The 21257-nt window shown below is 61.0% G+C and carries 21 protein-coding genes; 9 read left to right on the top strand and 12 right to left on the bottom strand.

The window, feature by feature from the left end; genetic code table 11:
• The first annotated feature begins 108 nt into the window (after positions 1–108).
• Complete coding sequence (locus Q0W88_RS06590; protein ID WP_297801349.1) at positions 109–1281, top strand: FAD-dependent oxidoreductase; 1173 nt, start codon at positions 109–111, stop codon at positions 1279–1281.
• Here Q0W88_RS06590 and Q0W88_RS06585 read toward each other — a convergent pair.
• Complete coding sequence (locus Q0W88_RS06585; protein ID WP_297801347.1) at positions 1278–1871, bottom strand: hypothetical protein; 594 nt, start codon at positions 1869–1871, stop codon at positions 1278–1280. The genes Q0W88_RS06590 and Q0W88_RS06585 overlap by 4 nt on opposite strands.
• Positions 1872–1993: 122 nt before the next feature.
• On the opposite strand from Q0W88_RS06585, the gene Q0W88_RS06580 reads away from it, so the two are divergent.
• A complete protein-coding gene (locus tag Q0W88_RS06580) occupies positions 1994–2854 on the top strand; it encodes a sterol desaturase family protein (RefSeq protein WP_297801344.1) in 861 nt (286 codons plus the stop codon).
• A 3-nt stretch (positions 2855–2857) separates the two neighbouring features.
• On the opposite strand, the gene Q0W88_RS06575 is transcribed toward Q0W88_RS06580, so the two are convergent.
• From Q0W88_RS06575 to Q0W88_RS06555, 5 genes are all read right to left on the bottom strand, one after another.
• Positions 2858–3919, bottom strand: coding sequence for a branched-chain amino acid aminotransferase (locus tag Q0W88_RS06575; protein ID WP_297801342.1), 1062 nt, complete (start codon positions 3917–3919; stop codon positions 2858–2860).
• Between the two features lie 10 nt (positions 3920–3929).
• Complete coding sequence (gene rlmM / locus Q0W88_RS06570; RefSeq protein ID WP_297801340.1) at positions 3930–4982, bottom strand: 23S rRNA (cytidine(2498)-2'-O)-methyltransferase RlmM; 1053 nt, start codon at positions 4980–4982, stop codon at positions 3930–3932.
• Positions 4972–5529: a nucleoside deaminase gene (locus Q0W88_RS06565; RefSeq protein ID WP_297801339.1), complete on the bottom strand. Its 558-nt coding sequence runs from the start codon at positions 5527–5529 to the stop codon at positions 4972–4974. The genes rlmM and Q0W88_RS06565 overlap by 11 nt, the downstream gene beginning before the upstream one ends.
• A 3-nt stretch (positions 5530–5532) precedes the next feature.
• Entirely contained in the window at positions 5533–7260 is a 1728-nt protein-coding gene (locus Q0W88_RS06560; RefSeq protein WP_297801337.1) for a glutamine--tRNA ligase/YqeY domain fusion protein, read from the bottom strand.
• 70 nt (positions 7261–7330) lie between these two features.
• A complete protein-coding gene (locus Q0W88_RS06555; protein ID WP_297801335.1) occupies positions 7331–8251 on the bottom strand; it encodes a LysR substrate-binding domain-containing protein in 921 nt (306 codons plus the stop codon).
• 101 nt (positions 8252–8352) lie between these two features.
• Here Q0W88_RS06555 and prmC point away from each other — a divergent pair, with 101 nt between their 5' ends.
• A complete protein-coding gene (gene prmC / locus Q0W88_RS06550) occupies positions 8353–9186 on the top strand; it encodes a peptide chain release factor N(5)-glutamine methyltransferase (RefSeq protein WP_297801332.1) in 834 nt (277 codons plus the stop codon).
• On the opposite strand, the gene dxs is transcribed toward prmC, so the two are convergent.
• Both dxs and Q0W88_RS06540 read right to left on the bottom strand, forming a co-directional pair.
• Positions 9183–11045, bottom strand: coding sequence for a 1-deoxy-D-xylulose-5-phosphate synthase (gene dxs / locus Q0W88_RS06545; RefSeq protein WP_297801329.1), 1863 nt, complete (start codon positions 11043–11045; stop codon positions 9183–9185). The two genes, prmC and dxs, sit on opposite strands and share 4 nt — an antisense overlap.
• 81 nt (positions 11046–11126) lie before the next feature.
• On the bottom strand, positions 11127–11744 hold the full coding sequence (locus Q0W88_RS06540) for an HNH endonuclease (RefSeq protein ID WP_297801327.1): 618 nt from the start codon (positions 11742–11744) through the stop codon (positions 11127–11129).
• Positions 11745–11864: 120 nt separating this feature from the next.
• On the opposite strand from Q0W88_RS06540, the gene pip reads away from it, so the two are divergent.
• Positions 11865–12806 carry a prolyl aminopeptidase gene (gene pip / locus Q0W88_RS06535; protein ID WP_297801325.1) on the top strand — a complete coding sequence of 314 codons (942 nt, stop codon included), beginning with the start codon at positions 11865–11867 and terminating at the stop codon, positions 12804–12806.
• On the opposite strand, the gene Q0W88_RS06530 is transcribed toward pip, so the two are convergent.
• Genes Q0W88_RS06530 through Q0W88_RS06520 form a run of 3 tightly spaced genes read right to left on the bottom strand, consistent with a single transcriptional unit; the run spans position 12803 to position 14785 of the window.
• Positions 12803–13336 carry an NUDIX hydrolase gene (locus tag Q0W88_RS06530; RefSeq protein ID WP_297801324.1) on the bottom strand — a complete coding sequence of 178 codons (534 nt, stop codon included), beginning with the start codon at positions 13334–13336 and terminating at the stop codon, positions 12803–12805. The two genes, pip and Q0W88_RS06530, sit on opposite strands and share 4 nt — an antisense overlap.
• 7 nt (positions 13337–13343) lie before the next feature.
• On the bottom strand, positions 13344–14222 hold the full coding sequence (locus Q0W88_RS06525; RefSeq protein WP_297801322.1) for a 5'-3' exonuclease H3TH domain-containing protein: 879 nt from the start codon (positions 14220–14222) through the stop codon (positions 13344–13346).
• Complete coding sequence (locus tag Q0W88_RS06520) at positions 14219–14785, bottom strand: nitroreductase (protein WP_297801319.1); 567 nt, start codon at positions 14783–14785, stop codon at positions 14219–14221. The genes Q0W88_RS06525 and Q0W88_RS06520 overlap by 4 nt, the downstream gene beginning before the upstream one ends.
• A 112-nt stretch (positions 14786–14897) precedes the next feature.
• Between Q0W88_RS06520 and Q0W88_RS06515 the strand changes: the two genes are divergently transcribed.
• The 4 genes from Q0W88_RS06515 to Q0W88_RS06500 are packed head-to-tail and all read left to right on the top strand — an operon-like array spanning position 14898 to position 19977.
• A complete protein-coding gene (locus Q0W88_RS06515) occupies positions 14898–17123 on the top strand; it encodes a DUF1631 family protein (RefSeq protein WP_297801317.1) in 2226 nt (741 codons plus the stop codon).
• Positions 17124–17174: 51 nt separating this feature from the next.
• Positions 17175–18278 carry an NAD(P) transhydrogenase subunit alpha gene (locus Q0W88_RS06510; protein WP_297801314.1) on the top strand — a complete coding sequence of 368 codons (1104 nt, stop codon included), beginning with the start codon at positions 17175–17177 and terminating at the stop codon, positions 18276–18278.
• Positions 18278–18571 (top strand): NAD(P) transhydrogenase subunit alpha, encoded by a 294-nt coding sequence (locus tag Q0W88_RS06505; RefSeq protein WP_297801312.1) that lies wholly within the window; start codon positions 18278–18280, stop codon positions 18569–18571. Before Q0W88_RS06510 ends, Q0W88_RS06505 begins: the two co-directional genes overlap by 1 nt.
• Positions 18572–18573: 2 nt before the next feature.
• Positions 18574–19977, top strand: a complete 1404-nt coding sequence (locus Q0W88_RS06500) for an NAD(P)(+) transhydrogenase (Re/Si-specific) subunit beta (RefSeq protein WP_297801310.1) — start codon at positions 18574–18576, stop codon at positions 19975–19977.
• Here Q0W88_RS06500 and Q0W88_RS06495 read toward each other — a convergent pair.
• Entirely contained in the window at positions 19952–20389 is a 438-nt protein-coding gene (locus tag Q0W88_RS06495) for a hypothetical protein (protein ID WP_297801308.1), read from the bottom strand. The genes Q0W88_RS06500 and Q0W88_RS06495 overlap by 26 nt on opposite strands.
• Positions 20390–20439: 50 nt before the next feature.
• On the opposite strand from Q0W88_RS06495, the gene sufT reads away from it, so the two are divergent.
• A complete protein-coding gene (gene sufT / locus Q0W88_RS06490; protein WP_297801306.1) occupies positions 20440–21000 on the top strand; it encodes a putative Fe-S cluster assembly protein SufT in 561 nt (186 codons plus the stop codon).
• Positions 21001–21257 lie beyond the last annotated feature (257 nt).

Here is a 21257-nt window from a genome sequence, read left to right as displayed (position 1 = left end):
GCTGCGATCATTGGCGCTCGCCACGCTCGGTTCGGCACCGAAGGCTGCTGCCGGCCTGGTTTCCGGCGCCATGGGCTACCGGGGTTCCAGCCGTTTCGAGGAGGTCCTGTGAAACCCTTGGATGTCGTGGTCATCGGCGGCGGCATGGTTGGCCTGAGCGCCGCCCTGATGGCGGCCCGGCAGGGCCTGCAGGTGGCCTTGGTGGAAGCGCATCTACCGAAACCCTGGCGGCAGGAAAGTCCCGATCTGCGGGTGGTAGCCTTGGCACTGGATAACCAGACGCTGATCGAGTCCTTCGGGCTTTGGCCGGAAGTGCTTGCCCGCCGGGCCTATCCCTATGGCGCAATGACGGTATTCGATGCGGTCCATTCCAGGCCGCTGCGCTTTGATGCCGGTGAGCTGGGCCGGCCGCATCTGGGACACATCCTGGAAAACGATGTCCTGGTTGACGTACTCTGGCAGGCGGTGGTTCGCGAGCCCAATATCCATCTGCACTGCCCCGATAAAATCGTCAGCCTGGATGAAACCGAATCGGAAGTCCGCATCGGCTTGCAAAGCGGCGTCGAATGGAGTGCTCGGCTTGCCATCGGTGCCGATGGTGCCGCCTCCCGCGTGCGCGACCTGCTCGGCATCGGCGTCGATGAACGGGATTATGGCCAGAAGGGCGTGGTGGCTTTCGTAAGCACCGAGCTTGATCATCAGAATACGGCCTGGCAGCGCTTTCTGGACACCGGCCCATTGGCGTTCCTGCCCTTCGGCAATCACTGCTGTTCCATTGTCTGGAGCCTGCCCAATACCGAAGCCGACAGGCTGCTGCAAACCGGTCCGGAGGCCTTCTGCCATGCGCTGGACTCGGCTTTCGCCGGCACGCTCGGAAAGACCCGCCTGGTTTCGGATCGGGCTGCATTTCCTCTGCGCCGCAGGCTGGCCAAAACCATGATCCAGGGGCGCACGTTATTGCTCGGCGATGCGGCGCATGCCGTGCATCCGCTGGCCGGGCAGGGCGTCAATCTGGGCCTTCGGGATGTCTCGGCGCTGCGTGAGGCCTTCACGGTAGCCCGCCTGAAAACCGGCGATGCCCTGGATGCTCCCCAACTTGCGCGCTGGGCGCGGACACGCTATTCGGAAAACACCGTCGCGGCCATGGCGTTTGAAAACATCAACCGCGTGTTTTCGAACGACAATATGGCGCTGTCCCTGCTGCGCGGCCATGCGCTGGGAATCGGTGATCGCATCATCCCTTTGAAAAACGCAATGGCGCGTTACGCGGCAGGGCTTTAGCTTGCTTTCCTGCCTTTTGCCAGAAGGGCCAAACTATCCCTTCCGAGTCGTTTCAGGCTGCGGCTGACTTCGGTCGGCGAGACATCCAGACGCTCGACCAGACCGGTGGTGAAAATCTGGATACTGCCGGATTTGAAGTCGGGTGCGTCGGGCACAAAAACCGTACACAGACCGTCCGCTTCCTCGACCAGGAATCCGAACGCAAGAGCTTCGTCTTGGGGCACCAGCACCGGATTGAACGCACTGCCGTCCTTGTAGTTGAGTTTGTCGGCCACCATGCTGGTGATTAAGGTGTAGCCCGGAATCATCGATAGAAAATCATCTTCCAGTTTCTCGATGAACCCCCTGAGCCTTGTTGAGCGAAACAAAAGTCCGGACATGAAACAGATGACCACCAGCACCAAAAACGCCATGACCTGATGCCCATCGAATCCCATCATGTCGTCCGGCAGGCGTGTCGTCACCGGTTTGAGAATCAGCATCATTACTTCGTGGACTTTTTTAAGAATGATCAGCACGACGGCAATGGGCAGCAAGAAGAACAGGCCGCCGGTCAAGGTGTTGATGATGAATTTGCGCAAGCTGTTCATGGCCGGATTCCGGAGAAAGGTATTGCCATTACATCGGATGCCGGTCATCGGGTCAATGCATGGGCTTGCATTGGCCCCGGCTATCGGCTTTAATCGCGGGAATCCCTTTTTCAGGACCGGCGATGAGCAATATCCAGAATCTGCTGCTGATCTCCCTTCTGGTGGGTTTTGTCCTGCTGGAATACCTGCTCGGCCGGGTGAAAACCTTCAAGACCGGCAAGGGCGATAAGGTCATCGATCTGCTCAGCATGGTGCTGCTTGCCGGACTGACCCAGCCGTTCATCTTCTTCGTAGTCGGATCCCTGGGCGACTATGCCTTTCCCGGCTACCGCAACGCCCTGGCCACGCTGCCCTGGTACGCCATGGCCGCGATGCTGCTGGTCGGCGATGACATGACCCAGTACTGGTGGCACCGGATTTCGCATTCACCGCTGCTCTGGCCGCTGCACCGGGCGCACCATTCGCCGCAGTACATGAGCGCACGCATCATCTACCGGAATAATTTCTTCTACTATCTGTGCATGCCCGGACTGTGGATTTCCGGCGTTCTGATTTTCCTCGGATTCGCCGAGGTCTATCTGGTCTACATCGTGGTCAAGCTGGCGGTAATCACCGGCGCGCATTCAGCCGTCAAGTGGGATGCCCCGCTATACCGGATCAGAGCCCTGAGACCGCTGATGTGGCTGGTGCAGCGTACGGTCTCGACGCCAAGCACGCATTATGCCCATCACGCGATGTATGACAATGACGGCATCGGCTATTACAAAGGCAATTTCGGCAACCTGCTGTTCTTCTGGGATGTGCTGTTCGGTACTGCGCACATTACCCAGCAGTATCCGGCCGAAGTCGGACTGCGTGACGATCAGCTGTTCGGCCGTGAATCCTGGTGGGTGCAGCTGTTCTATCCGCTGTTCCGCTCGCGCCGCGCGCATTCAGCGCTGATTCCCGGCGGCAGACCTTACGAAGAACCAAGGTCAGCCTGAGCCTCAGATTTCGACGCACCAGTTCAGCGCATCGGGGATGTCGCCGTGTTTGATGGCGTCCAGATAAGTCTTGATGCGTTTTGAAACCACCCGGTCGGCTACCGGCGGAAGATCGAAAACCTCGCCGCGGAAGCCGATGCGTGCGATCGGTGCGATGGTAGCCGCCGTACCGGCGCCGAAGGCATCCTCCAGCCGGCCTTCGCGGATGGCGGCAATCACTTCTTCCACGGAAATGCGGCGTTCCTGCACCGGAATGCCCCAGTGTTTGGCCAGATCGACCACCGAGCGTTTGACCACGCTGCGCAGGATGGTGTCGGAGTCTTCCGAGGGCGTGATGATGGTGCCGTCGATGACGAACACCACGTTCATGGTGCCGGATTCCTCGATGTAACGGTGTTCCTTGCCGTCGGTCCAGATCAGTTGCTGGAAGCCTTCATCGTTCGCGAGTTTGGTCGGCAGCAGCGATGCGGCGTAATTGCCGGCGGTCTTGGCCCGGCCAACGCCGCCTTCGGCCGCGCGCGTGTAGCGTTCCTCGATCTTCACCGACAGCGGTTCGGCATAGTAGGCCCCGGCCGGGCAGGACAGGATCATGAACTTGTAGGTTTCCGAGGGCCTTACGCCGAGCGCCTCATCCGTGGCGAAGATGAACGGGCGCAGGTACAGCGCGGCATTGTCGTTGGCCGGCACCCAGTCGCGCTCGAAGCGGGCATGCGCCTTGACCAGCGCGATGAAGGTGTCTTCGGGAATGCCCGGCATGCACAGGCGTTGGCAGGATTCATTGAAGCGGCGGGCATTCAGCTCCGGCCGGAACAGGGTGATTCGCCCGTCATGGCCGCGGATGGCTTTCATGCCCTCGAAGATGCTCTGCCCGTAATGCAGGGTCGCGTTTCCCGGGTGCAGACTGACCGGACCGAAAGGCACGATGGCCGGTTTCTGCCAGGCGCCGCCGCGGTAGTCCATCACCATCATGTGGTCGCTGTAGATGCGTCCGAACGGCAGATGGTTCCAGTCGATCTCGGCGATGCGGGAGTGTTCGGTGCGTTGGGTGTCGATGTCGATGCTCATGGTCATACCGTTATTTGAGGGCGTGCGCGAATACGGTGATTTCTTCGCGGTCATGATACAGCTGCCGGGCCCGGATCAGCACCGGGCGGCCGCATTGGCTCTGGAAAAGATCCAGGCACAGCGCGGTTTCCTCCCAGCGTTTCTTCATCGGCAGCTTGAGGTTGAAGATGGCGTTGCGGCACCAGCCGTTGGCGAACCACTGGGCCATGCGTTTGGCGACCTTGCTCGGGGTTTCCACCATGTCGCAGACCATCCAGTCGATCGGCCGCTGCGGCTGCCAATGGAAGCCGTCGGCGCGGATGTGTTCAATCAGGCCGGTGGCCAAGGCATCGGGATTCATCGGGCCGTTGTCGATGGCGCTGACCTGCAACTGGTGCTTGGCCAGAACCCAGCTCCAGCCGCCCGGCGCCGCGCCCAGATCGGCGGCTTTCATGCCGGCGGCAATCAGATTCAGCCGTTCCGCCGGAGTCATCAGGCACAGAATGGCTTCATCCAGTTTCATCGCCGATCGGCTCGGTGCCCGCGAATCCTGCTTCAGGCGCGGAATGCCCATCGGCCAGGGCGAGCGGTCGTCTTCGGTGGAGCTGGCCAGAAGCACATGCCGGTTGCTCAGGAAAATCACATGCAGCTGCGGCAGTTTCGGATTCGGTTTGTCGGTCAACAGGCCGCGCTTGCGCAACGCCGGCCGCAGGGCATTGCCGAAAGACTTCGCCAGTCCGGCCAAAGGCCGCGCGCCATCGGAGTCGGGGGTTTCCATCGACAGGTCGCCATAGCGGCCCTTGCCCCCCAGGGCATCGATGACCGGGCTGATGCGATCGGTGATGTCGAGATCGTTCAGTTCGTCGATCAGTGCGTATTTCTGACGGGCAAAAATGAGTTGTTCAAGACGGATGGCCTGCGTCAAGGTTTCGCGGGGTGCGCCAAGCAGCATCACATAGGCGCTGCCGCGTTCGGTTTTGGCGTAGACCGGAAGCCCGAGTGCACCGGCATGGTGCGTGAGCTCCGCGGCCAGATCCGGCTCGAAGCCGGGCCGGCAATAGGCCAGCAAGCCTTCAGTAGACAAGGCCGGATTCCCCATAAGTCTTCAACACGGCGCAGGCTTCTTCACGCAGAATGTCGCGGTGCACGGCGATGCCGCGCTTTTGCCATTCGCCGAGCCAGTCGGCCGGCAGCGGACCTTCATCAAAACCGGCCAGGGACTGCACGTCATCGGCGCGGGCGCCGATCAGGACGGCATCGATGCCGGCCCAGAACGAGGCGCCATAGCACATGGCACAGGGCTGGGAGGAGGTGGCGAGCACGATCTTTTCGCCGGTTTGATTCAGACGGAATTGACTCAGACTCTGTTGCGCTGTGGCAAAGGCCATCATCTCGGCATGCGCCAGCGAACAGCTCTGGCTGACGACCCGGTTGACGCCGACGCCCAGAAGGCGTCCGGATTCGGTGAACAGTGCCGCACCGAACGGCCCGCCGCTGGCTTCGCGCACGTTGCGCGCCGACAGCCGGATGGCCAAGGCCATTTTGGTCAGGTCATCCGGATAAACGGCATCGGGCTCGATGTCATCAGCGATCCATGCCGGCAGCATCAGATGGACATGATCATGCAGCACGGACTATTTCACGGCCCAGGTGTCACGCAGGGTCACGCTGCGGTTGAATACCGGTTGCTCGGAATGATGCTCATGGCGGTCGGCGACGAAATAGCCCTGGCGCTCGAACTGGAAGCTCTGTTCGGCAACCGCCGCGGCGGCTGCCGGTTCCACGAAACCGTGCGCCACCTGTGCCGAATCCGGATTCAGGAAATCCTGATAGCTGCCGCCCTCGTCGCTGTCGGGATTCTCGACCGTGAACAGACGATCGAACAGGCGGAATTCGGCAGCAACGGCGTGTTTGGCGCAGACCCAATGGATGGTGCCCTTCACTTTGCGCTTGGAGCCTTCCATGCCCGGGCGCGACTCCAGATCGAGACGGCAACGCAGCTCGCTGACCGTACCGCCGGCGCTGACGACCTCATCGCAGGTCACGATGCCGACGCCGCGCAGGCGCACATCGGCGCCGCGGGTCAGGCGGTGGTAGCCGGGAACCGGCGTCTCCATGAAGTCTTCGGCGTCGATCCAGAGTTCGTTGGAGAACGGAACCTGCCGCTTGCCGCAATCCTCGTTTTTCGGATGATTGGCCATCGACAGCATTTCGACATGATCCGCCGGCAGATTGGTGATGACCAGTTTGATCGGATGGATCACGGCCATGCGTCGTTCGGCGCTTTCGTCGAGGGTTTCTCGCACGCAGTTTTCCAGCACCGAGAAATCGATGACCGAATTCTGCTTGCTGATGCCGATGCGGTCGGCGAACAGGCGAAGGGCGGCCGCCGGGGTCCCTCGCCGGCGCAGACCGGACAATGTCGGCATGCGCGGATCATCCCAGCCCGAGACCAATCCGTCGTTGACCAGGGCCAGCAGCTTGCGTTTGCTCATCACCGTGTAATTGATGTTCAGGCGCGAGAACTCGATCTGGCGGGGTTTGGCTACCGGGGTGTCGAAACCGGCATCGACCAGCGGTTGCCAGAGCTGCGGATGATTGGGAAGGTCGATGTTGTCCACGCACCAGTCGTACAGCGGGCGATGGTCTTCGAATTCCAGCGTGCACAGGGAATGGGTGATGCCTTCCAGCGCGTCCGAGATGCAGTGTGCATAGTCGTACATCGGATAGATCGGCCAGGCATCGCCGGTGTTCTGGTGCGGGATCTTGCGGATGCGGTAAAGCGCCGGATCGCGCATGTTGATATTGCCGCTGGCCATGTCGATTTTCGCGCGCAGTGTGCGCGAACCGTCGGCGAACTCGCCGGCGCGCATGCGTTCGAACAGATTCCGGTTTTCGCTGATGCTGCGATCGCGGTAGGGCGAGTTGCGGCCGGGTTGGGTCAGGGTGCCGCGGTATTCGCGTACTTCGTCGGCGTTGAGATCGCAGACATAGGCTTTGCCGTCATCGATCAGTTTCAACGCGCTGCGGTAGAACACTTCGAAATAGTCCGAAGCATGACGAAGCTCATTCCATTCGAACCCGAGCCAGCGCACGTCTTCCTGGATCGAGGCCACGAATTCAAGATCTTCTTTCGAAGGATTGGTGTCATCGAAACGCAGATTCACCAGGCCGTCGAATTCCCGTCCGATGCCGAAGTTCAGACAGATGCTCTTGGCATGCCCGATATGCAGATAACCGTTGGGTTCCGGCGGAAAGCGGGTCCGGATCCGCTGGTGTTTGCCCGTGGCCAGATCGTCGCGGATGATCTGGCGGATGAAGTCGTTTTTTTCGGGCGGGGAATTCGGGTCTGGGGCGTTCATGTCCGCTATCGGAAGGCGAAAGCGGACATTTTACCCTGTTCGGAGCCCCCGCGTGCCCCGCCGCTGCGGATCAGGCCGGTTTACGCGGCTTCAAGGCGAACAGGGACTTCGGCAACCGGGTGATCTGTTGTCCGAGGTCGCCGAGGAATCCGGCTCGAACGGAACTTTTGCGCCAGTAAAGGGCGATCCGCCGTGTCGGTGCCGGATCGCGGAACGGCATCAGCCGGATGTGCGGGGATTCCGGAACCGGCGGCTGTACCGCAAGCATGGGCAGCAGCGTGATGCCGACTCCGGCAGCCACCATCTGGCGCAGGGTTTCCAGGCTGGTGGCGCGGAAACCCTCCTTCTCGGCGGCGCCGGACAGCGTACATACCTCCAAGGCCTGGTCGCGCAGGCAGTGGCCATCTTCCAGCAACAGCAGGTGCTGCTGTTCCAGTTCGCCCATGCCGAGGGTGCGTTGCCGGGTGAGCGGATGATTTTCAGGCAGTGCCAGAACGAACGGCTCGGTGAACAGATGCATGCTCTCGAAATGCTCGTCCGGCACCGGCTCGGCCAGAATGGCGGCATCGATCATGCCGCTGCGCAGCTGCTGGATGAGCGCCTCGGTTTTCTCTTCGACCAGAAGCAGTTCCAGATTGGGAAAACGCTTGCGGATGTTGGGCACTACATGCGGCAGCAGATACGGCGCCAGTGTCGGGAAGATGCCAAGACGGACCGAGGCGGCCTCCGGATCCCGGATATGCTTGGCGACTTCGTGCATCAGGCCGACTTGCGCCAGCGCCTGCCGTGCGTGCTTGAGAATCTGTTCGCCTGCCGGGGTGAGCAGGATGTTGCGCGGAGCACGTTCGAACAGGCTCACGCCGAGCTCATCTTCCAGTTTCCTGAGCTGGGTGGACAGCGTCGGCTGACTGACAAAACAGACTTCCGCAGCGCGGCCGAAGTGCCGGGTGTCTGCAAGTGCCACGAAATAACGCAGGTCACGCAGATTCATGGTTCCTCGATTAATCAGAATTTCCGATATTTATTATAAATTCCATTGACCTCTTATATCAATAATCGCGCCAAGACGGCGCGTTGCGTTAAGCTAAAGGCATGATTACCCTTGCCGCCGCCCTTCGTGAGACCACAGGTACCGGGACTTCGGGCCTGGACCGCATCGATGCCGAGTTTCTGCTGGCGCACGTGCTGGCCAAGCCACGCGCCTGGCTCTACGCCCATGCCGATGACCTGCTTGCGCCGGAACAGCTGGCGGCGTTCCGGGCCTTGCTGAAACGGCGCGAGGGTGGTGAGCCGGTGGCCTATTTGACCGGACAGCGCGGGTTCTGGTCGCTGGATCTGCAGGTCACCGCCGACACCCTGATTCCGCGTCCTGAAACTGAACGTCTGGTCGAGCTGGCCTTGGCATTTGTGCATCCCGGCAGACCGGCGGCGGTTCTTGATCTGGGAACCGGCTCCGGCGCCGTGGCTTTGGCGATCGCCAGCGAACGGCCACTGAGTCAGGTCACAGCGATCGACATTTCGCCGGCAGCGCTCGCCGTTGCGGCAGCCAATGGCCGGCGCCTGCACCTCGGCAATGTGATTTTCGAACACGGCGATTGGTTCAGCAGCCTCGGCAGCCGCCGGTTCGACATCATCGTCAGCAATCCGCCTTACATCGCAGATGGCGACACGCATCTGGGTCAGGGTGATCTGCGCTTCGAGCCGCGTTCGGCACTGGCTGCCGGTGCCGACGGTCTGGACGACATCCGCATCATCGTTGGTGACGCGCCACGGCACCTGCTGCCGGGTGCTTGGCTTCTGCTGGAGCACGGCTGGAATCAGGGCGCATCGGTCCGGGGGCTGTTGGAAGCGGGCGGATTCACCGAAATAATGACCGAACCCGATCTGGAAGGACGCGATCGCGTCACTCTGGGGCGAATGGTTTAAGGCCAGCGCGCGGTAATGGCGTTCAGGATGCCGTTGCTGTCGATGCCGGCCTCGGCCAGCAACTGTTCGCGGCTGGCGTGTTCCTGATAGCGGTCCGGAAGGCCCAGCTGAAGCAGATCGGCAACAATCCCTTCATGCCGGAAGAATTCACTGACTGCACTGCCGGCGCCGCCCATGACGGCGTTGTCCTCGACGGTGACGAAGCGCGGATGGCTTGCCGCCAGTTCGCGCAACAGGGTTTCATCCAAGGGTTTGACGAAACGCATGTCGATCAGTGTTGCATCGAGGGTTTCGGCAATCTTTGCCGCAGCCGGCAGTACGCTGCCGAAGGAAAGTATCGCCAGTGTCTTGCCGCGGCGCACGGTATGCGCTTTGCCGACGGGCAGGGTTTGCAGATCGCTGCCGGCGGCAATGCCGGTACCGGATCCACGCGGATAGCGCACGGCGGCCGGCCCCGGATAATGGAATCCGGTGCTGAGCATCATCCGGCACTCGCGTTCATCGGAGGGCGCCATGATGACCATGTTCGGGATGCAGCGCAGGAAGCTGAGGTCGAAACTGCCGGCGTGGGTGGCGCCATCCGGACCGACCAGACCGGCGCGGTCGATCGCAAACAGTACATCCAGATTCTGCAGCGCCACGTCATGGATCAGCTGGTCATATGCGCGCTGCAGGAAACTTGAATAGATCGCCACTACCGGTTTCGCGCCTTCGCAGGCCAGGCCGGCAGCAAAGGTCACCGCATGCTGTTCGGCAATGGCGGTATCGAAATAGCGCAGCGGGAATTCCTGGGAGAAACGCACCAATCCGGAGCCTTCGCGCATCGCAGGCGTAATGCCCATCAGCTTCGGATCGGCAGCGGCCATGTCGCACAGCCAGTCGCCGAATACCGAAGTGTAGGTCGGTTGCCCCGGCGCCTTCTTCTGAATGCCGATGCTGGGATCGAAGGGTGAAACCGCGTGATATTCGATCTGGTCGCCTTCGGCCGGATTGTAGCCTTTGCCCTTGGTGGTCAGCACATGCAGCAATTGCGGCCCTTTCAGTTCCCTGCAGGTCTTCAGCGCGTTCAGCAGCGCCGGCAGATCATGGCCGTCAATCGGTCCGTTGTAGTGGAAGCCCATTTCCTCGAACAGGGTGGAGGGCACGAACATGCCTTTCCAGTGTTCTTCCCAGCGCCGGACGAATTTCGCGGCCGGCTTGTTCTTGTCGCCGAGGATTTTTTTGCCGCCCTCGCGTACCGCATTCAAGGTCCGGCTGGCCATCATCTTGCCCAGCATTTTGGTCATGCCGCCGACGTTTTCGGAAATCGACATCTGGTTGTCGTTGAGGATGACCAGCACATCCGGTTCGGGATCCATGCCGCCGGCGTGATTGAGGGCTTCGAAGGCCATTCCGGCGGTCATCGCGCCGTCACCGATCACGGCCACGAAGCGGCGGCTGTCGCCGGCGCGCTGCGCCGCCACGGCCATGCCGAGCGCGGCGGAGATGGAGGTGGAGGAGTGTCCGACGCCGAAAGTATCGTAAGGGCTTTCTTCGCGGCGCGGAAACGGGGCCACGCCGTCTTTTTTCTTGACGGTGTGGATGGTTCCGGCGCGGCCGGTCAGGATTTTATGCGGATAGCATTGATGGCCGACATCCCAGACCAGCTTGTCGTCGGGGGTTTCATACAGGTAATGCAGCGCCACGGTCAGTTCGACCACGCCGAGACCGGCCCCGAAATGCCCGCCGACTTGGCTGACGGTTTCGATCAGGTAGGCACGCAATTCATCAGCCACAGCCGGCAGATCGCTTTCCGGCAGCTTGCGCAGATGATCGGGAGTGGGCAGCTGGGAAAGCAGCGGGTAGCGGTCGCGGTCCATCGTCTCGGCTCGAAGTCAGTGCGTTATTGTCTTGCACTTGGCCCTTGACGGCAAGGCTTGTCGATCCCTTGCGCACCTAACTCATTGAATGGCGAAGGTCTCGCCGCGCGGATGTTTGGGCAGATGCTGTTTCAGGAAAGCCATTTGATCGGCCAGAATGTTGCGGTTGGACAGTATCAAATGCTCGACCCAGCTCGGACGGTAGGGAATCGCCAACAGCGGCATGTTGGCCTGCTGCGGGGTGCGTCCGCCTTTTTTGGAGTTGCAGCGGAAGCAGGAGCTGACCACGTTTTCCCAGGTGTCGCGTCCGCCCTGCGAAATCGGATGGACATGGTCGCGGGTCAGGATGTGTTTGGAAAATTCCTTGCCGCAGTACAGGCAAAGCTGCTTGTCGCGGGCGAACAGGGCGGGATTGGTCAGCGCCGGCGAGGGCAGATGGCTGCGGAAATTGGCATGGCCGCGTGCCGCGACGATGGGGTGCAGTTCCACGATGCTCTGTTCACCGGTCAGCCGGTTGCGGCCGCCATGCACGGTCATGCACGGTTCGCCCAAGGTCCAGGACACCGCGCCGCGCACATACAGACAGACGGCATCCTGCCAATGCATCCAGTTCAGGATATGACCATGGGCGTCGAGGGACAGGACGCGCGGTATTCGGGAATCGTTGGGGGGTAGTTGCCCTGCCGGGGGGCTGATCATCCCAGCGCCCACTAGTGCCAGATTTGGCGTGGGCGAATCCATGCCTTGAGCATAGCGCAAGTTTCGGGAAGTGCAAGCCTCTTTGCGCTAAACTGGGGCGAAATCCGTCACGAGACCGTCATGCGCACACTGTATCCGCCGATCGAACCCTACCGGACCGGGTCTTTGGCCGTCGACGACCGGCATACCCTGTATTACGAAGAATGCGGCAATCCGGACGGCAAACCGGCGGTGTTCCTGCATGGCGGCCCCGGTGCCGGCTGCAACGCCAACATGCGCCGCTTCCATGACCCGTCCGCCTACCGCATCATCCTGTTCGACCAGCGCGGATCGGGGCGGTCCACTCCGCACGCCGATCTAACCGACAACAGCACCTGGGATCTGGTGGCCGATATCGAAAAACTGCGCAGGCATCTGGGCATCGCGCGTTGGCAGGTGTTCGGCGGCAGCTGGGGATCGACGCTGGCACTGGCTTATGCGCAGAAATATCCGGAGCAGGTCACCGAGCTGGTGTTGCGCGGCATCTTCATGCTCCGCCGCTGGGAACTGGCGTGGTTTTACCAGAGCGGCGCCCACCGATTGTTTCCGGAAGCCTGGCAACCTTACCGCGACCTCATTCCCGAGGCCGAGCGCGGCGATTTCATCGCGGCCTACCACCGGCGCCTGACCTCGCCGGATGAAACCGTGCGGCTGGCGGCAGCCAAGGCCTGGTCGGTGTGGGAAGGGGCGACCAGTACGCTGATTCCCGAACCGGCATCGATCGATACCTTCGAAGATCCGCACTTCGCACTCAGCTTCGCGCGCATCGAAAACCATTACTTCGTCAACAAGGGCTTTTTCGAAGTCGATGACCAGCTGCTGCGCGATGCCCACCGCATCCGTCACATCCCCGGCGTCATCGTGCACGGCCGCTATGATGTGGTCTGCCCGGTGCAGAACGCCATCGATCTGCACGCGGTCTGGCCGGAAGCTAAATTGGTGATTTCGCCGGCATCCGGACATGCGGCATTCGAGGCCGAGAATACTGCGGCGCTGGTGGAAGCAACCGATTCGTTCCGTTAAGCCGGCGATCCGTCCGGGTTTTTATCGAGCAGCCACAGACCGGCCCACAGTTTCGGGTCCATCGAATAGCCTTCGGCCATTTTCTGCGTCAGCCAGGCGGCCGCTTCGGCTGCCGGCACTTCATGCACGGTGATGTTCTCGGTGTCGTCGCCGCCGCCGGCATGGATGCGGGTGAGGCCGGTGGCGCGTACGAAGGCGATCATTTCGTTGCTCAGGCCGGCCGAGGTCGGCCCGATCATCAGCACCTGCACGGCATCGGCCTGCCAGCCGGTTTCCTCCAGCAGTTCGCGCTTTGCGGCCAGTTCGAGGGTATCGGAAGCGTCCAGATCGCCGACCAGTCCGGCCGGCATTTCGATGGTGTTGCGGCCCATCGGAATGCGGTACTGTTCGACGAACAGCAGCTTGTCTTCAGGGGTTTTGGCAATGATGATCACCGCCGAGCCGGCATTGGTGCGCTCGGCGTACTCCCAATGATTCTCGACACAGAAGCGCAGGTACTTGCCTTCATGGATGATTGTTTTTCCGCTCATCTTGGCATTATAGGGACAACAGGCGCCGCCGCGTCAGCGGGCCGAGCCGCAGCTGTTCAATCAGGGCCATCAGGCCGTCTTCGTCCTTGGACCGGCGGGCACCGAGCACGGCGTCGTCCGGCAGCGGAATGTCGCAGCGGATGGTGGCCAGTTTGCGGCTGAGCAGCGCCATCTCCCGGTGTTCACGCAGCTTGGCCGCATGCATCGCGGCCGAACGCAGCCGAAGGTAGGGGATTTCATCGAGTTTCTCGAGCAAGGCATCGAGCGTGCCGAAATGGCCGAGCAGGGTGGCTGCGGTCTTCGGTCCGATGCCGGGCACGCCGGGAATGTTATCCACCGCATCGCCGGTCAGTCCGAGGTAATCCGCGAGCTGGTGCGCATGCACGCCATGTTTGGCTTTGACCCCGGCCAGCTGCCAGCGTTCGTTCTTGGCGTAGTCCCACTGCACATCGTGTTCGCCAAGCAGTTGCGAAAGGTCCTTGTCGGCGGAAAGGATCAGACTCGGGCGGCCTTCGGCGCGGGCCCGGGTCAAGGCGCTGCCGATCAGGTCATCGGCCTCGAAATAGCCGTCGGCCAGGACCTGGAAGCCCAGTGCCCTGCACAGGCGTTTGCAGTAGTCGAACTGCTTTTTCAGTTCTTCGGGCGCCGGATCGCGGTTGGCTTTGTAGGCAGGGTACAGTTCATTGCGGAAATTGCTGTCGAGCGATTCATCGAAGGCAAAAATGATGTGTTCGGGCTTTTCGCGTTCCACCAGCTCGCAGACGAAGCGGGTGAATCCCTGTACGGCATTGGTCGGATTCTGTTCAACGTCGAAGAATTCGCGCGGCATCGAAAACCAGGCGCGGAACACATACATGCTGGAATCGACCAGATACAGCGGCCTCATGGGGCGGCCACGGTCAACAGCTCGGCCGGATCGGGGCGCTCGCGTTCGGGCGGTGATTCCCTGCGGGTGCCGATGTGGATGTAACCGAGCAGGTTTTCTTCCTCGGCAACGCCGACCGCGGCCAGGACTTCGCGGTCATAGGCGGCAAAGCCGGTCAGCCATTGGGCGCCGAAACCGGCCTGATGCGCGGCGTGCAGCAAGTTCATGCACAGCGCGCCGCCCGAAAGCAGCTGTTCGATTTCGGGGACTTTATGCCCTTTGACCGGCGTGAGCACCACCGCCACGATGCAGGGCGCGAATGAAAACCGGGTCTGCTCCTTTTCCAGCCGGGTGGCAGAAGCCTGCGGAACGGCCTCTTGAACCCGCCGGAACAGGGTTTCGCCGATCCGTGCCCGTGCCTCACCTTCGATCAGGATGAACCGCCAGGGCCGCAGGCGCCCGTGATCGGGCACATGGACGGCTTCGGCCAACAAGGACAGCAGCAGCTGCCGGTCCGGCCCCGGATCGCCAAGATGCTTGCAGGGGGTTGAAATTCTTGAAATTAGAGGTAATGTGGAAGTCATTCTGAACAGTTTACCATCGGTGTCCTTATATTGTTCAGCCGAGTGTGACAGGAGTCACAGACCGTTAACCGAGGTTCCGCTATGATTTCAATCAGTAAAGCAGGAGAAAAACGTGATTGATGAAACCGGAATTTCGATGCCGACCATCGCCTCCCCCGATGCGGAGATGGTTTACGGACGTGTCCATGCCGCTGCCAAGAGCCGGCTTGTGCGCATCATCGCCAATGCCGTTTCCAATACCGATTCCTTCCTCTACGACATCTGCCAGCAGGATCAATCGACCATCGGTTCGCCCAACATCGAAAACCTGCGCCTGTTCCGTACCGCCAGCCAGATCATCGAGCACCAGTTTTCGCGCAGCGTCGACGCGGCGTTCGCTGGATTCCACGGCAAACCGAAAGTAGGCGGGCATTCAGCGGATCTGGCGCTGGTCGATATCGAAGACATCGATGATGTGGTCAACAGTGAACTGGTTTCGGAGGCCGTCGTGCGCTCGGCCAGCGACGGCATCACCATCACCTGTCTGCGCCTGTGCGCCATTTTCGGATTTCCGGCAGCCAAGAAAATAGATGCGCCGCTGTCCGAAAAGCAATTGGCCGAATTTCTGAAGCAGGCCATGAGCGGCGTTGAATTGCCGACCAAGATCCGCTTCATGCTGTTCCGCAATTTCGAGACCGCGCTGTTGTCGGCGCTTCCCGAGCTGCTGGACGAATGCAATGAGCCGATGGTCCAGTACGGCGTGCTTCCGCACCTGCAGTCGCTGCGCTCGACCCGCGCCGGATCAGACCGTTCCGCGCCGGCCGTCGAACGCGTGGTGCATACCGAGCGTGCCGCCGTGCCGCCGCAAAATGCCGCGACCGCCCAGCATTACCGTCATTTCGAAGACGCCCCGGATATCGGCGAGGGTGCGACCGAACAGGCGCTGTTCCGTGAACTTTGCAGCCACCTGCACAGCTGGCGTCCGCAGCACGGGTACTACCAGGATCCGGCAATGGCCGGTTCGCCTGCCAATGGGTCCTCGCGCCGCAAGCTCCAGAAGAACGAAACCATCGCGTTGCTGTCTTCCATGCAGCGCATCCTGCCGGAGGCGGTTGCGCTGGCGCTGAACAACAACGAACTGTCGTTGTCGGCCATGCTGAAGTCGGCCATGCTCGGCAATACCCGCAAGATCGGATTGGCGCCGGATGTCGTCGAAATCAATCAGGACGACGAAGATGCGGTCGATCTGGTCGGCATGCTGTTCGATGTCTTGATGACCGAGCGTGATTTCCAGGAAGAAGCCAAAAGCCTGATGTCGCGGTTGATTGTGCCGTATGCCAAGGCCGCCGTGCTCGACCGCCGCCTGTTCCTGACCAAAGCCCATCCGGCCCGCAAGCTGCTGAATGCACTCGCCGAAGCGGTTGAAGGAAATCAGGGCGACGGCGCGCAGGAACGCGATCTGCTGAACCGCGCCGAAGTCACCGTCGACCGGCTGGTTGCCGGCTTCAATGAAGACATCGCCATTTTCGAAACGCTCGAGGTGGAAATGCGGTCGTACCTCGACCAGCACCGCCGCCGCATCGAGCTCGCCGAGAAGCGCGCCAAGGAAGCCCAGCGCGGACAGGAACGTCTCGAAAATGCCCGTATGCTGGCGGCAAGGGAGCTGCAGCATCGTTCGGTCAACAGCGGCCTGCCGGGTACCATCTCTGAATTCTTCAGCCGTTACTGGACCCATCACCTGTCGATGATCGCCCTGCGTGAAGGCGAAGAAAGCCAGTCCTGGGCCTTGGCCCTGCAATTGGCGGATGACATCCTTGCCATGCTTGCCACCCAGCCGCCTTCGGCACGGCTGGAGCCGATGCATCGGCACCGCACCGCCATCGAGGCGGTACTGTCCAGCTCGGGCGTGATGGCCGATACGTCTTCGGCATTCATCCAGAAAATGACCGATGAGGTCTGCCAGTACCAACCCTCCGCCGCCATTCCGGTTGCGGAACCGGCACCTGTTGTTGAAGCGCCCGCACCCAAACCGGCTTTCGGCCTGCATCTGGCCTATGACAAGAACGCCATCGAATTCGACGAGAGCGATGTCGAGTACTTCCGCAGCCTGCCTATCGGCGGTTGGTTGCAGCTTGAGGGCAGCAACGGCAGTTTCTCGCCGATCAAACTGGCCTGGATCAGTCCGATTTCTTCGCGGTTGATGTTCGTCAACCGCCGCGGCGTCCGCGTGCTGGTGGTGTCGGTGGAAGAGCTGGCCCAGATGAAGAAACAGGGCAAGCTGATCATTCATGCCGAAGAAAATGTTTTCGAGCAGACCCTCGATCGCGTCCTGCACCGCCTGAAAGCCGATTTCAGCTGACGGCTGTTGGCCAATCCAGTAGGATAGGGCTGTGCCGGGGAGGGCACAGCCATGACCATTGCCGCCATCATTCGAGAACATGCCGCCGGTGAGCGCCGCATCGCGCTGACCCCGGAAACCGCACGTAAGTTGGCCGCCAAAGGCATACGCATCGCCATCGAAAGCGGCGCTGGACTTTCCGCCGGCTTTGCCGATTCGGACTATGCCGACGCCCTGGTTGCCGATCGCGATTCGGTGCTGGCCCAAGCCGATGTGCTGCTCTGCGTGCAGCCACCGGATTCCGGAGCACTGAATATCCTCAAACCGGGCGCGATTCTCATCGGCGCGCTGGCACCGCACCGCAGTGATTCGCCGCTGCCGTTTTATCTGCAACGCCGGATTTCGGCATTCGCGCTCGAGAAACTGCCGCGCACCACCCGGGCGCAGGCCATGGACATCCTCAGCTCGCAGGCCGGCATGGCCGGCTACAAGGCGGTGTTGATCGCCGCGCAGCTGGCCCCCCGGTTTTTCCCGATGCTGACCACGGCCGCGGGCACCATCCGTCCGTCGAAAGTCCTGATCGTCGGTGCCGGTGTCGCCGGTCTGCAGGCCATTGCCACGGCACGCCGCCTCGGCGCACAGGTCGAAGGCTTCGATGTCCGTCCGGAGACGCGTGAACAGATCGAATCGCTCGGCGGCAAATTCCTCGATCTCGGCGTCAGCGCATCCGGTGAAGGCGGTTATGCCCGTGCGCTTACCGATGAAGAACGCGCATTGCAGCAGGAGCGCCTGGCTGAGCACCTCAAGCAGGTCGATGTCATTGTGACCACCGCCGCCGTGCCGGGTCGTCCGGCGCCCAAGATCATCACCGAAGCCATGGTGGCCGGTATGCGGCGCGGCAGCGTGATCGTTGATCTGGCCGCCGAAACCGGCGGCAACTGCAGCCTGACCGAGCCCGGCAGGGAAATAGACTGCAATGGCGTGCTGGTTGCCGGCCCGCTCAATCTGGCCAGCATGGGCGCCGTCCATGCCAGCGAGATGTACGCCCGCAATCTGCTGAATTTCCTCTCGCTGATGGTCGGCGAAGACGGCGCCCTCAGCATTCCATTCGATGATGAACTGGTCGCCAAGACCTGCATCGCCCATGCCGGCGCCGAACCGGTACAAGGAGTTTGATGATGGACGGTTTCCTGTATCTGTATGTATTCATTCTGGCGGCATTCACCGGCTATGAAATCATCGGCCGGGTACCGGTAATCCTGCATACGCCATTGATGTCCGGCTCCAATTTCGTGCATGGCATCGTTCTGGTCGGCGCGATTGTCGTGCTTGGCCATGCCGACAGCACGCTCGAGAAGGTGATCGGCTTCATCGCCGTTGTACTCGGGGCCGGAAACGCTGCCGGCGGCTATGTGGTGACCGAACGCATGCTCGAGATGTTCAAACCGTCCGGACCGAGGGAGGGCTGAACATGGATATTTCCGCATTGCTGGTCCGCACTGCATTTCTGGCGGCGGCGGTATTGTTCATCCTCGGCATCAAGCGCATGGCGTCCCCGCTCAGTGCCCGGAGCGGGATCCAGTGGGCCGGTGCCGGCATGGTGCTGGCGACCGTCGCCAGTTTTTTCTACCGGGACGATTCCGGCCAGGCCCTGCATAATCTGCCGCTGATTCTCGCGGCTCTCGCTCTGGGTACCATTGCGGCATGGGTGTCCGGCAAGAAAGTCGCGATGACCGACATGCCTCAGATGGTCGCGCTTTACAACGGCATGGGCGGCGGCTCCGCCGCAGCCATCGGCCTTGTCGAGCTATTGAAATTTTCGGCCGCGCCTGCGAGCGCACCCAAGGCTGCCATCGTTTTTGCCATCATCGGCTCCCTGATCGGTTCCATTTCGCTGACGGGATCCCTGATTGCCTGGGCGAAGCTCGACGGACGCATGGACAAGCGATTCACTTTTCCCGGCCAACAGGCATTCAATCTGCTGGTCTTCATCGGTGCGCTGGTCCTGGGCGTGATGGCCGCGCTTTGGTTGCAGCAGCCGGTCATTCTCGGCTTTTTCGTGCTGGCGCTTGCCGTCGGACTGCTGATGACGCTGCCGATCGGCGGTGCCGACATGCCGGTGGTGATTTCACTGTACAACGCATTGACCGGACTGGCCGTGGCTTTCGAAGGCTATGTGCTCGGCATCGAGGCGCTGATCATCGCCGGCATGGTGGTCGGCGCCGCCGGCACCATGCTCACGCAGTTGATGGCCAAGGCGATGAACCGCTCCATTTCCAGCGTGTTGTTCGGTAGTTTCGGCCAGCAGGGTGAAGCGGCGGAAATCAGTGGCGCGCAGAAACCGATCGATGCCGCCGATGTTGCCGCGATGATGGCCTATGCCGAGCGTGTGGTCATTGTGCCGGGCTACGGTCTGGCCGTTGCGCAGGCCCAGCACAAGGTCTGGGAGCTGACCCAGCTGCTGCAGAAACGCGGGGTCAAGGTCCGCTTCGCCATCCACCCGGTCGCCGGCCGCATGCCGGGTCATATGAATGTGCTGTTGGCCGAGGCCGGGGTTCCCTACGATCTGATCGCGGACATGGACGACATCAATCCCGAGTTCGCGGTGACCGACGTGTCGCTGGTCATCGGCGCCAACGATGTGGTCAATCCGGTGGCCAAGACCGACCCGGCTTCACCGATTTTCGGCATGCCGATTCTGGATGTGGTGAATTCGAAGAATACGGTGGTGATCAAGCGAGGCAAAGGCACCGGTTTTGCCGGAATCGAGAATGCCCTGTTCTATGCCGACAATACCCGCATGCTCTATGGGGACGGCGCCAAGGCAGTGGCAGAGCTGGTCGCTGAAATCAAGGCGATTGACGGCGGTCACTGATTCCGGCATTCGCCAGAACCAGCGCAAGCAGCGGTGATGCCGCCAGAAGCAGCCAATCCAGCGGCTGCAGGCGCATTGCAAGCAAGGCGCGAAACAGACCCGAACCCATGCCGCCCGCACTTTCGTGCAGCCCGAAGCCGGTGGCATAACTCACGTTCAGGGCGGTAATCAGCCAAAGGCTGGCAATGCAGCACAGAAGGGTCAGTGCCGGTGCGATCCAAGCCGGGCTACGCTGATCCCGCGAACGCAGCCAGCGCTCCAGTAGCGCGATATCCGACGCGGCCACCAGGGCAAACCAGCACAGGGCGTCATCGGCACCGGCCGACAGCGTGAACCAGACGGCCATCATGGCCAGTGCGGCCAGCAGGCTGATGATCAATGGTTTGAACAGGGATTGCTGCGCTGTTGACACGGTATCGGAGGGATTCCAGTAAACTAAGCACCAGTTTACCCCCTGGATACATGATTGTGTCGTACTCACGCACCAGCGAGCCCATCAAATTCGAACGTGATTGCGAAGTCGTACTGGTTCCGCAGGGCGATCAGGTTACGCTGCCTGCGGGTACGGTCGGTTACATCACCCAAGCCCTCGGAGGGTCCTTCACGGTCTTCGTCGAGGGCAATCTGTTCCGTGTTGCCGGTGAAAATGCCGATGCCATCGGCAAAACCGCCCCGAAACCGCTGGAATTGGCTGATACCGAAGACGATGAAGCTGTCGAAAAACTGGTCTGGCAGCAGCTTCGGACCTGTTTCGACCCGGAAATACCGATCAATGTCGTTGAATTGGGGCTGATTTACGATTGTCAGATCGAGCGGCTCCCCGATGGCCAGCGCAAGGCGGCCATCCAGATGACCCTGACCGCCCCGGCCTGCGGAATGGGGGATGTCCTTGTTGACGATGTCCGGACCAAGGTGGAGCGGGTTCCCACCATCGTCGAGGCGGACGTTGATCTGGTATTTGACCCGCCATGGGGCCGCCACATGATGAGTGAAGCCGCCCAGCTTGAAACGGGAATGTTATAAATTAACATCAATAAAAAGTAAAACTGCCCAATAGCGTCACATTATGACGCTATAAGTAACTTATTGTTAAAGTTCATAAAAAAGTTACAAAGCCCTCTGCTTTTGTCTATAATCGCAATCTAGAATCTGTGATGTAGTCCACAGATGCGTTCGCATTTCGGGGCGTGGGGAGTCGTTATCAAGCGTGACCCAATAGGCATTTTGCCGATACGATCATGCTGCATTAACGCGTAATCTGTTTATTTTTGATTCACACG

This window comes from Arenimonas sp. GDDSR-1, from assembly GCF_025980345.1.
Lineage (GTDB): Bacteria > Pseudomonadota > Gammaproteobacteria > Xanthomonadales > Xanthomonadaceae > Arenimonas.
This window is presented reverse-complemented; position numbering and strand designations above follow the sequence as displayed.

Coding starts and splice junctions, on each gene's coding strand:
- Q0W88_RS06585 (WP_297801347.1), bottom strand. CDS start 1,871: ATGAACAGCTTGCGCAAATTCATCATCAACACCTTGACCGGCGGCCTG.
- Q0W88_RS06580 (WP_297801344.1), top strand. CDS start 1,994: ATGAGCAATATCCAGAATCTGCTGCTGATCTCCCTTCTGGTGGGTTTT.
- Q0W88_RS06575 (WP_297801342.1), bottom strand. CDS start 3,919: ATGAGCATCGACATCGACACCCAACGCACCGAACACTCCCGCATCGCC.
- Q0W88_RS06560 (WP_297801337.1), bottom strand. CDS start 7,260: ATGAACGCCCCAGACCCGAATTCCCCGCCCGAAAAAAACGACTTCATC.
- Q0W88_RS06555 (WP_297801335.1), bottom strand. CDS start 8,251: ATGAATCTGCGTGACCTGCGTTATTTCGTGGCACTTGCAGACACCCGG.
- prmC (WP_297801332.1), top strand. CDS start 8,353: ATGATTACCCTTGCCGCCGCCCTTCGTGAGACCACAGGTACCGGGACT.
- dxs (WP_297801329.1), bottom strand. CDS start 11,045: ATGGACCGCGACCGCTACCCGCTGCTTTCCCAGCTGCCCACTCCCGAT.
- Q0W88_RS06540 (WP_297801327.1), bottom strand. CDS start 11,744: ATGATCAGCCCCCCGGCAGGGCAACTACCCCCCAACGATTCCCGAATA.
- pip (WP_297801325.1), top strand. CDS start 11,865: ATGCGCACACTGTATCCGCCGATCGAACCCTACCGGACCGGGTCTTTG.
- Q0W88_RS06530 (WP_297801324.1), bottom strand. CDS start 13,336: ATGAGCGGAAAAACAATCATCCATGAAGGCAAGTACCTGCGCTTCTGT.
- Q0W88_RS06525 (WP_297801322.1), bottom strand. CDS start 14,222: ATGAGGCCGCTGTATCTGGTCGATTCCAGCATGTATGTGTTCCGCGCC.
- Q0W88_RS06520 (WP_297801319.1), bottom strand. CDS start 14,785: ATGACTTCCACATTACCTCTAATTTCAAGAATTTCAACCCCCTGCAAG.
- Q0W88_RS06510 (WP_297801314.1), top strand. CDS start 17,175: ATGACCATTGCCGCCATCATTCGAGAACATGCCGCCGGTGAGCGCCGC.
- Q0W88_RS06505 (WP_297801312.1), top strand. CDS start 18,278: ATGATGGACGGTTTCCTGTATCTGTATGTATTCATTCTGGCGGCATTC.
- Q0W88_RS06500 (WP_297801310.1), top strand. CDS start 18,574: ATGGATATTTCCGCATTGCTGGTCCGCACTGCATTTCTGGCGGCGGCG.
- sufT (WP_297801306.1), top strand. CDS start 20,440: ATGATTGTGTCGTACTCACGCACCAGCGAGCCCATCAAATTCGAACGT.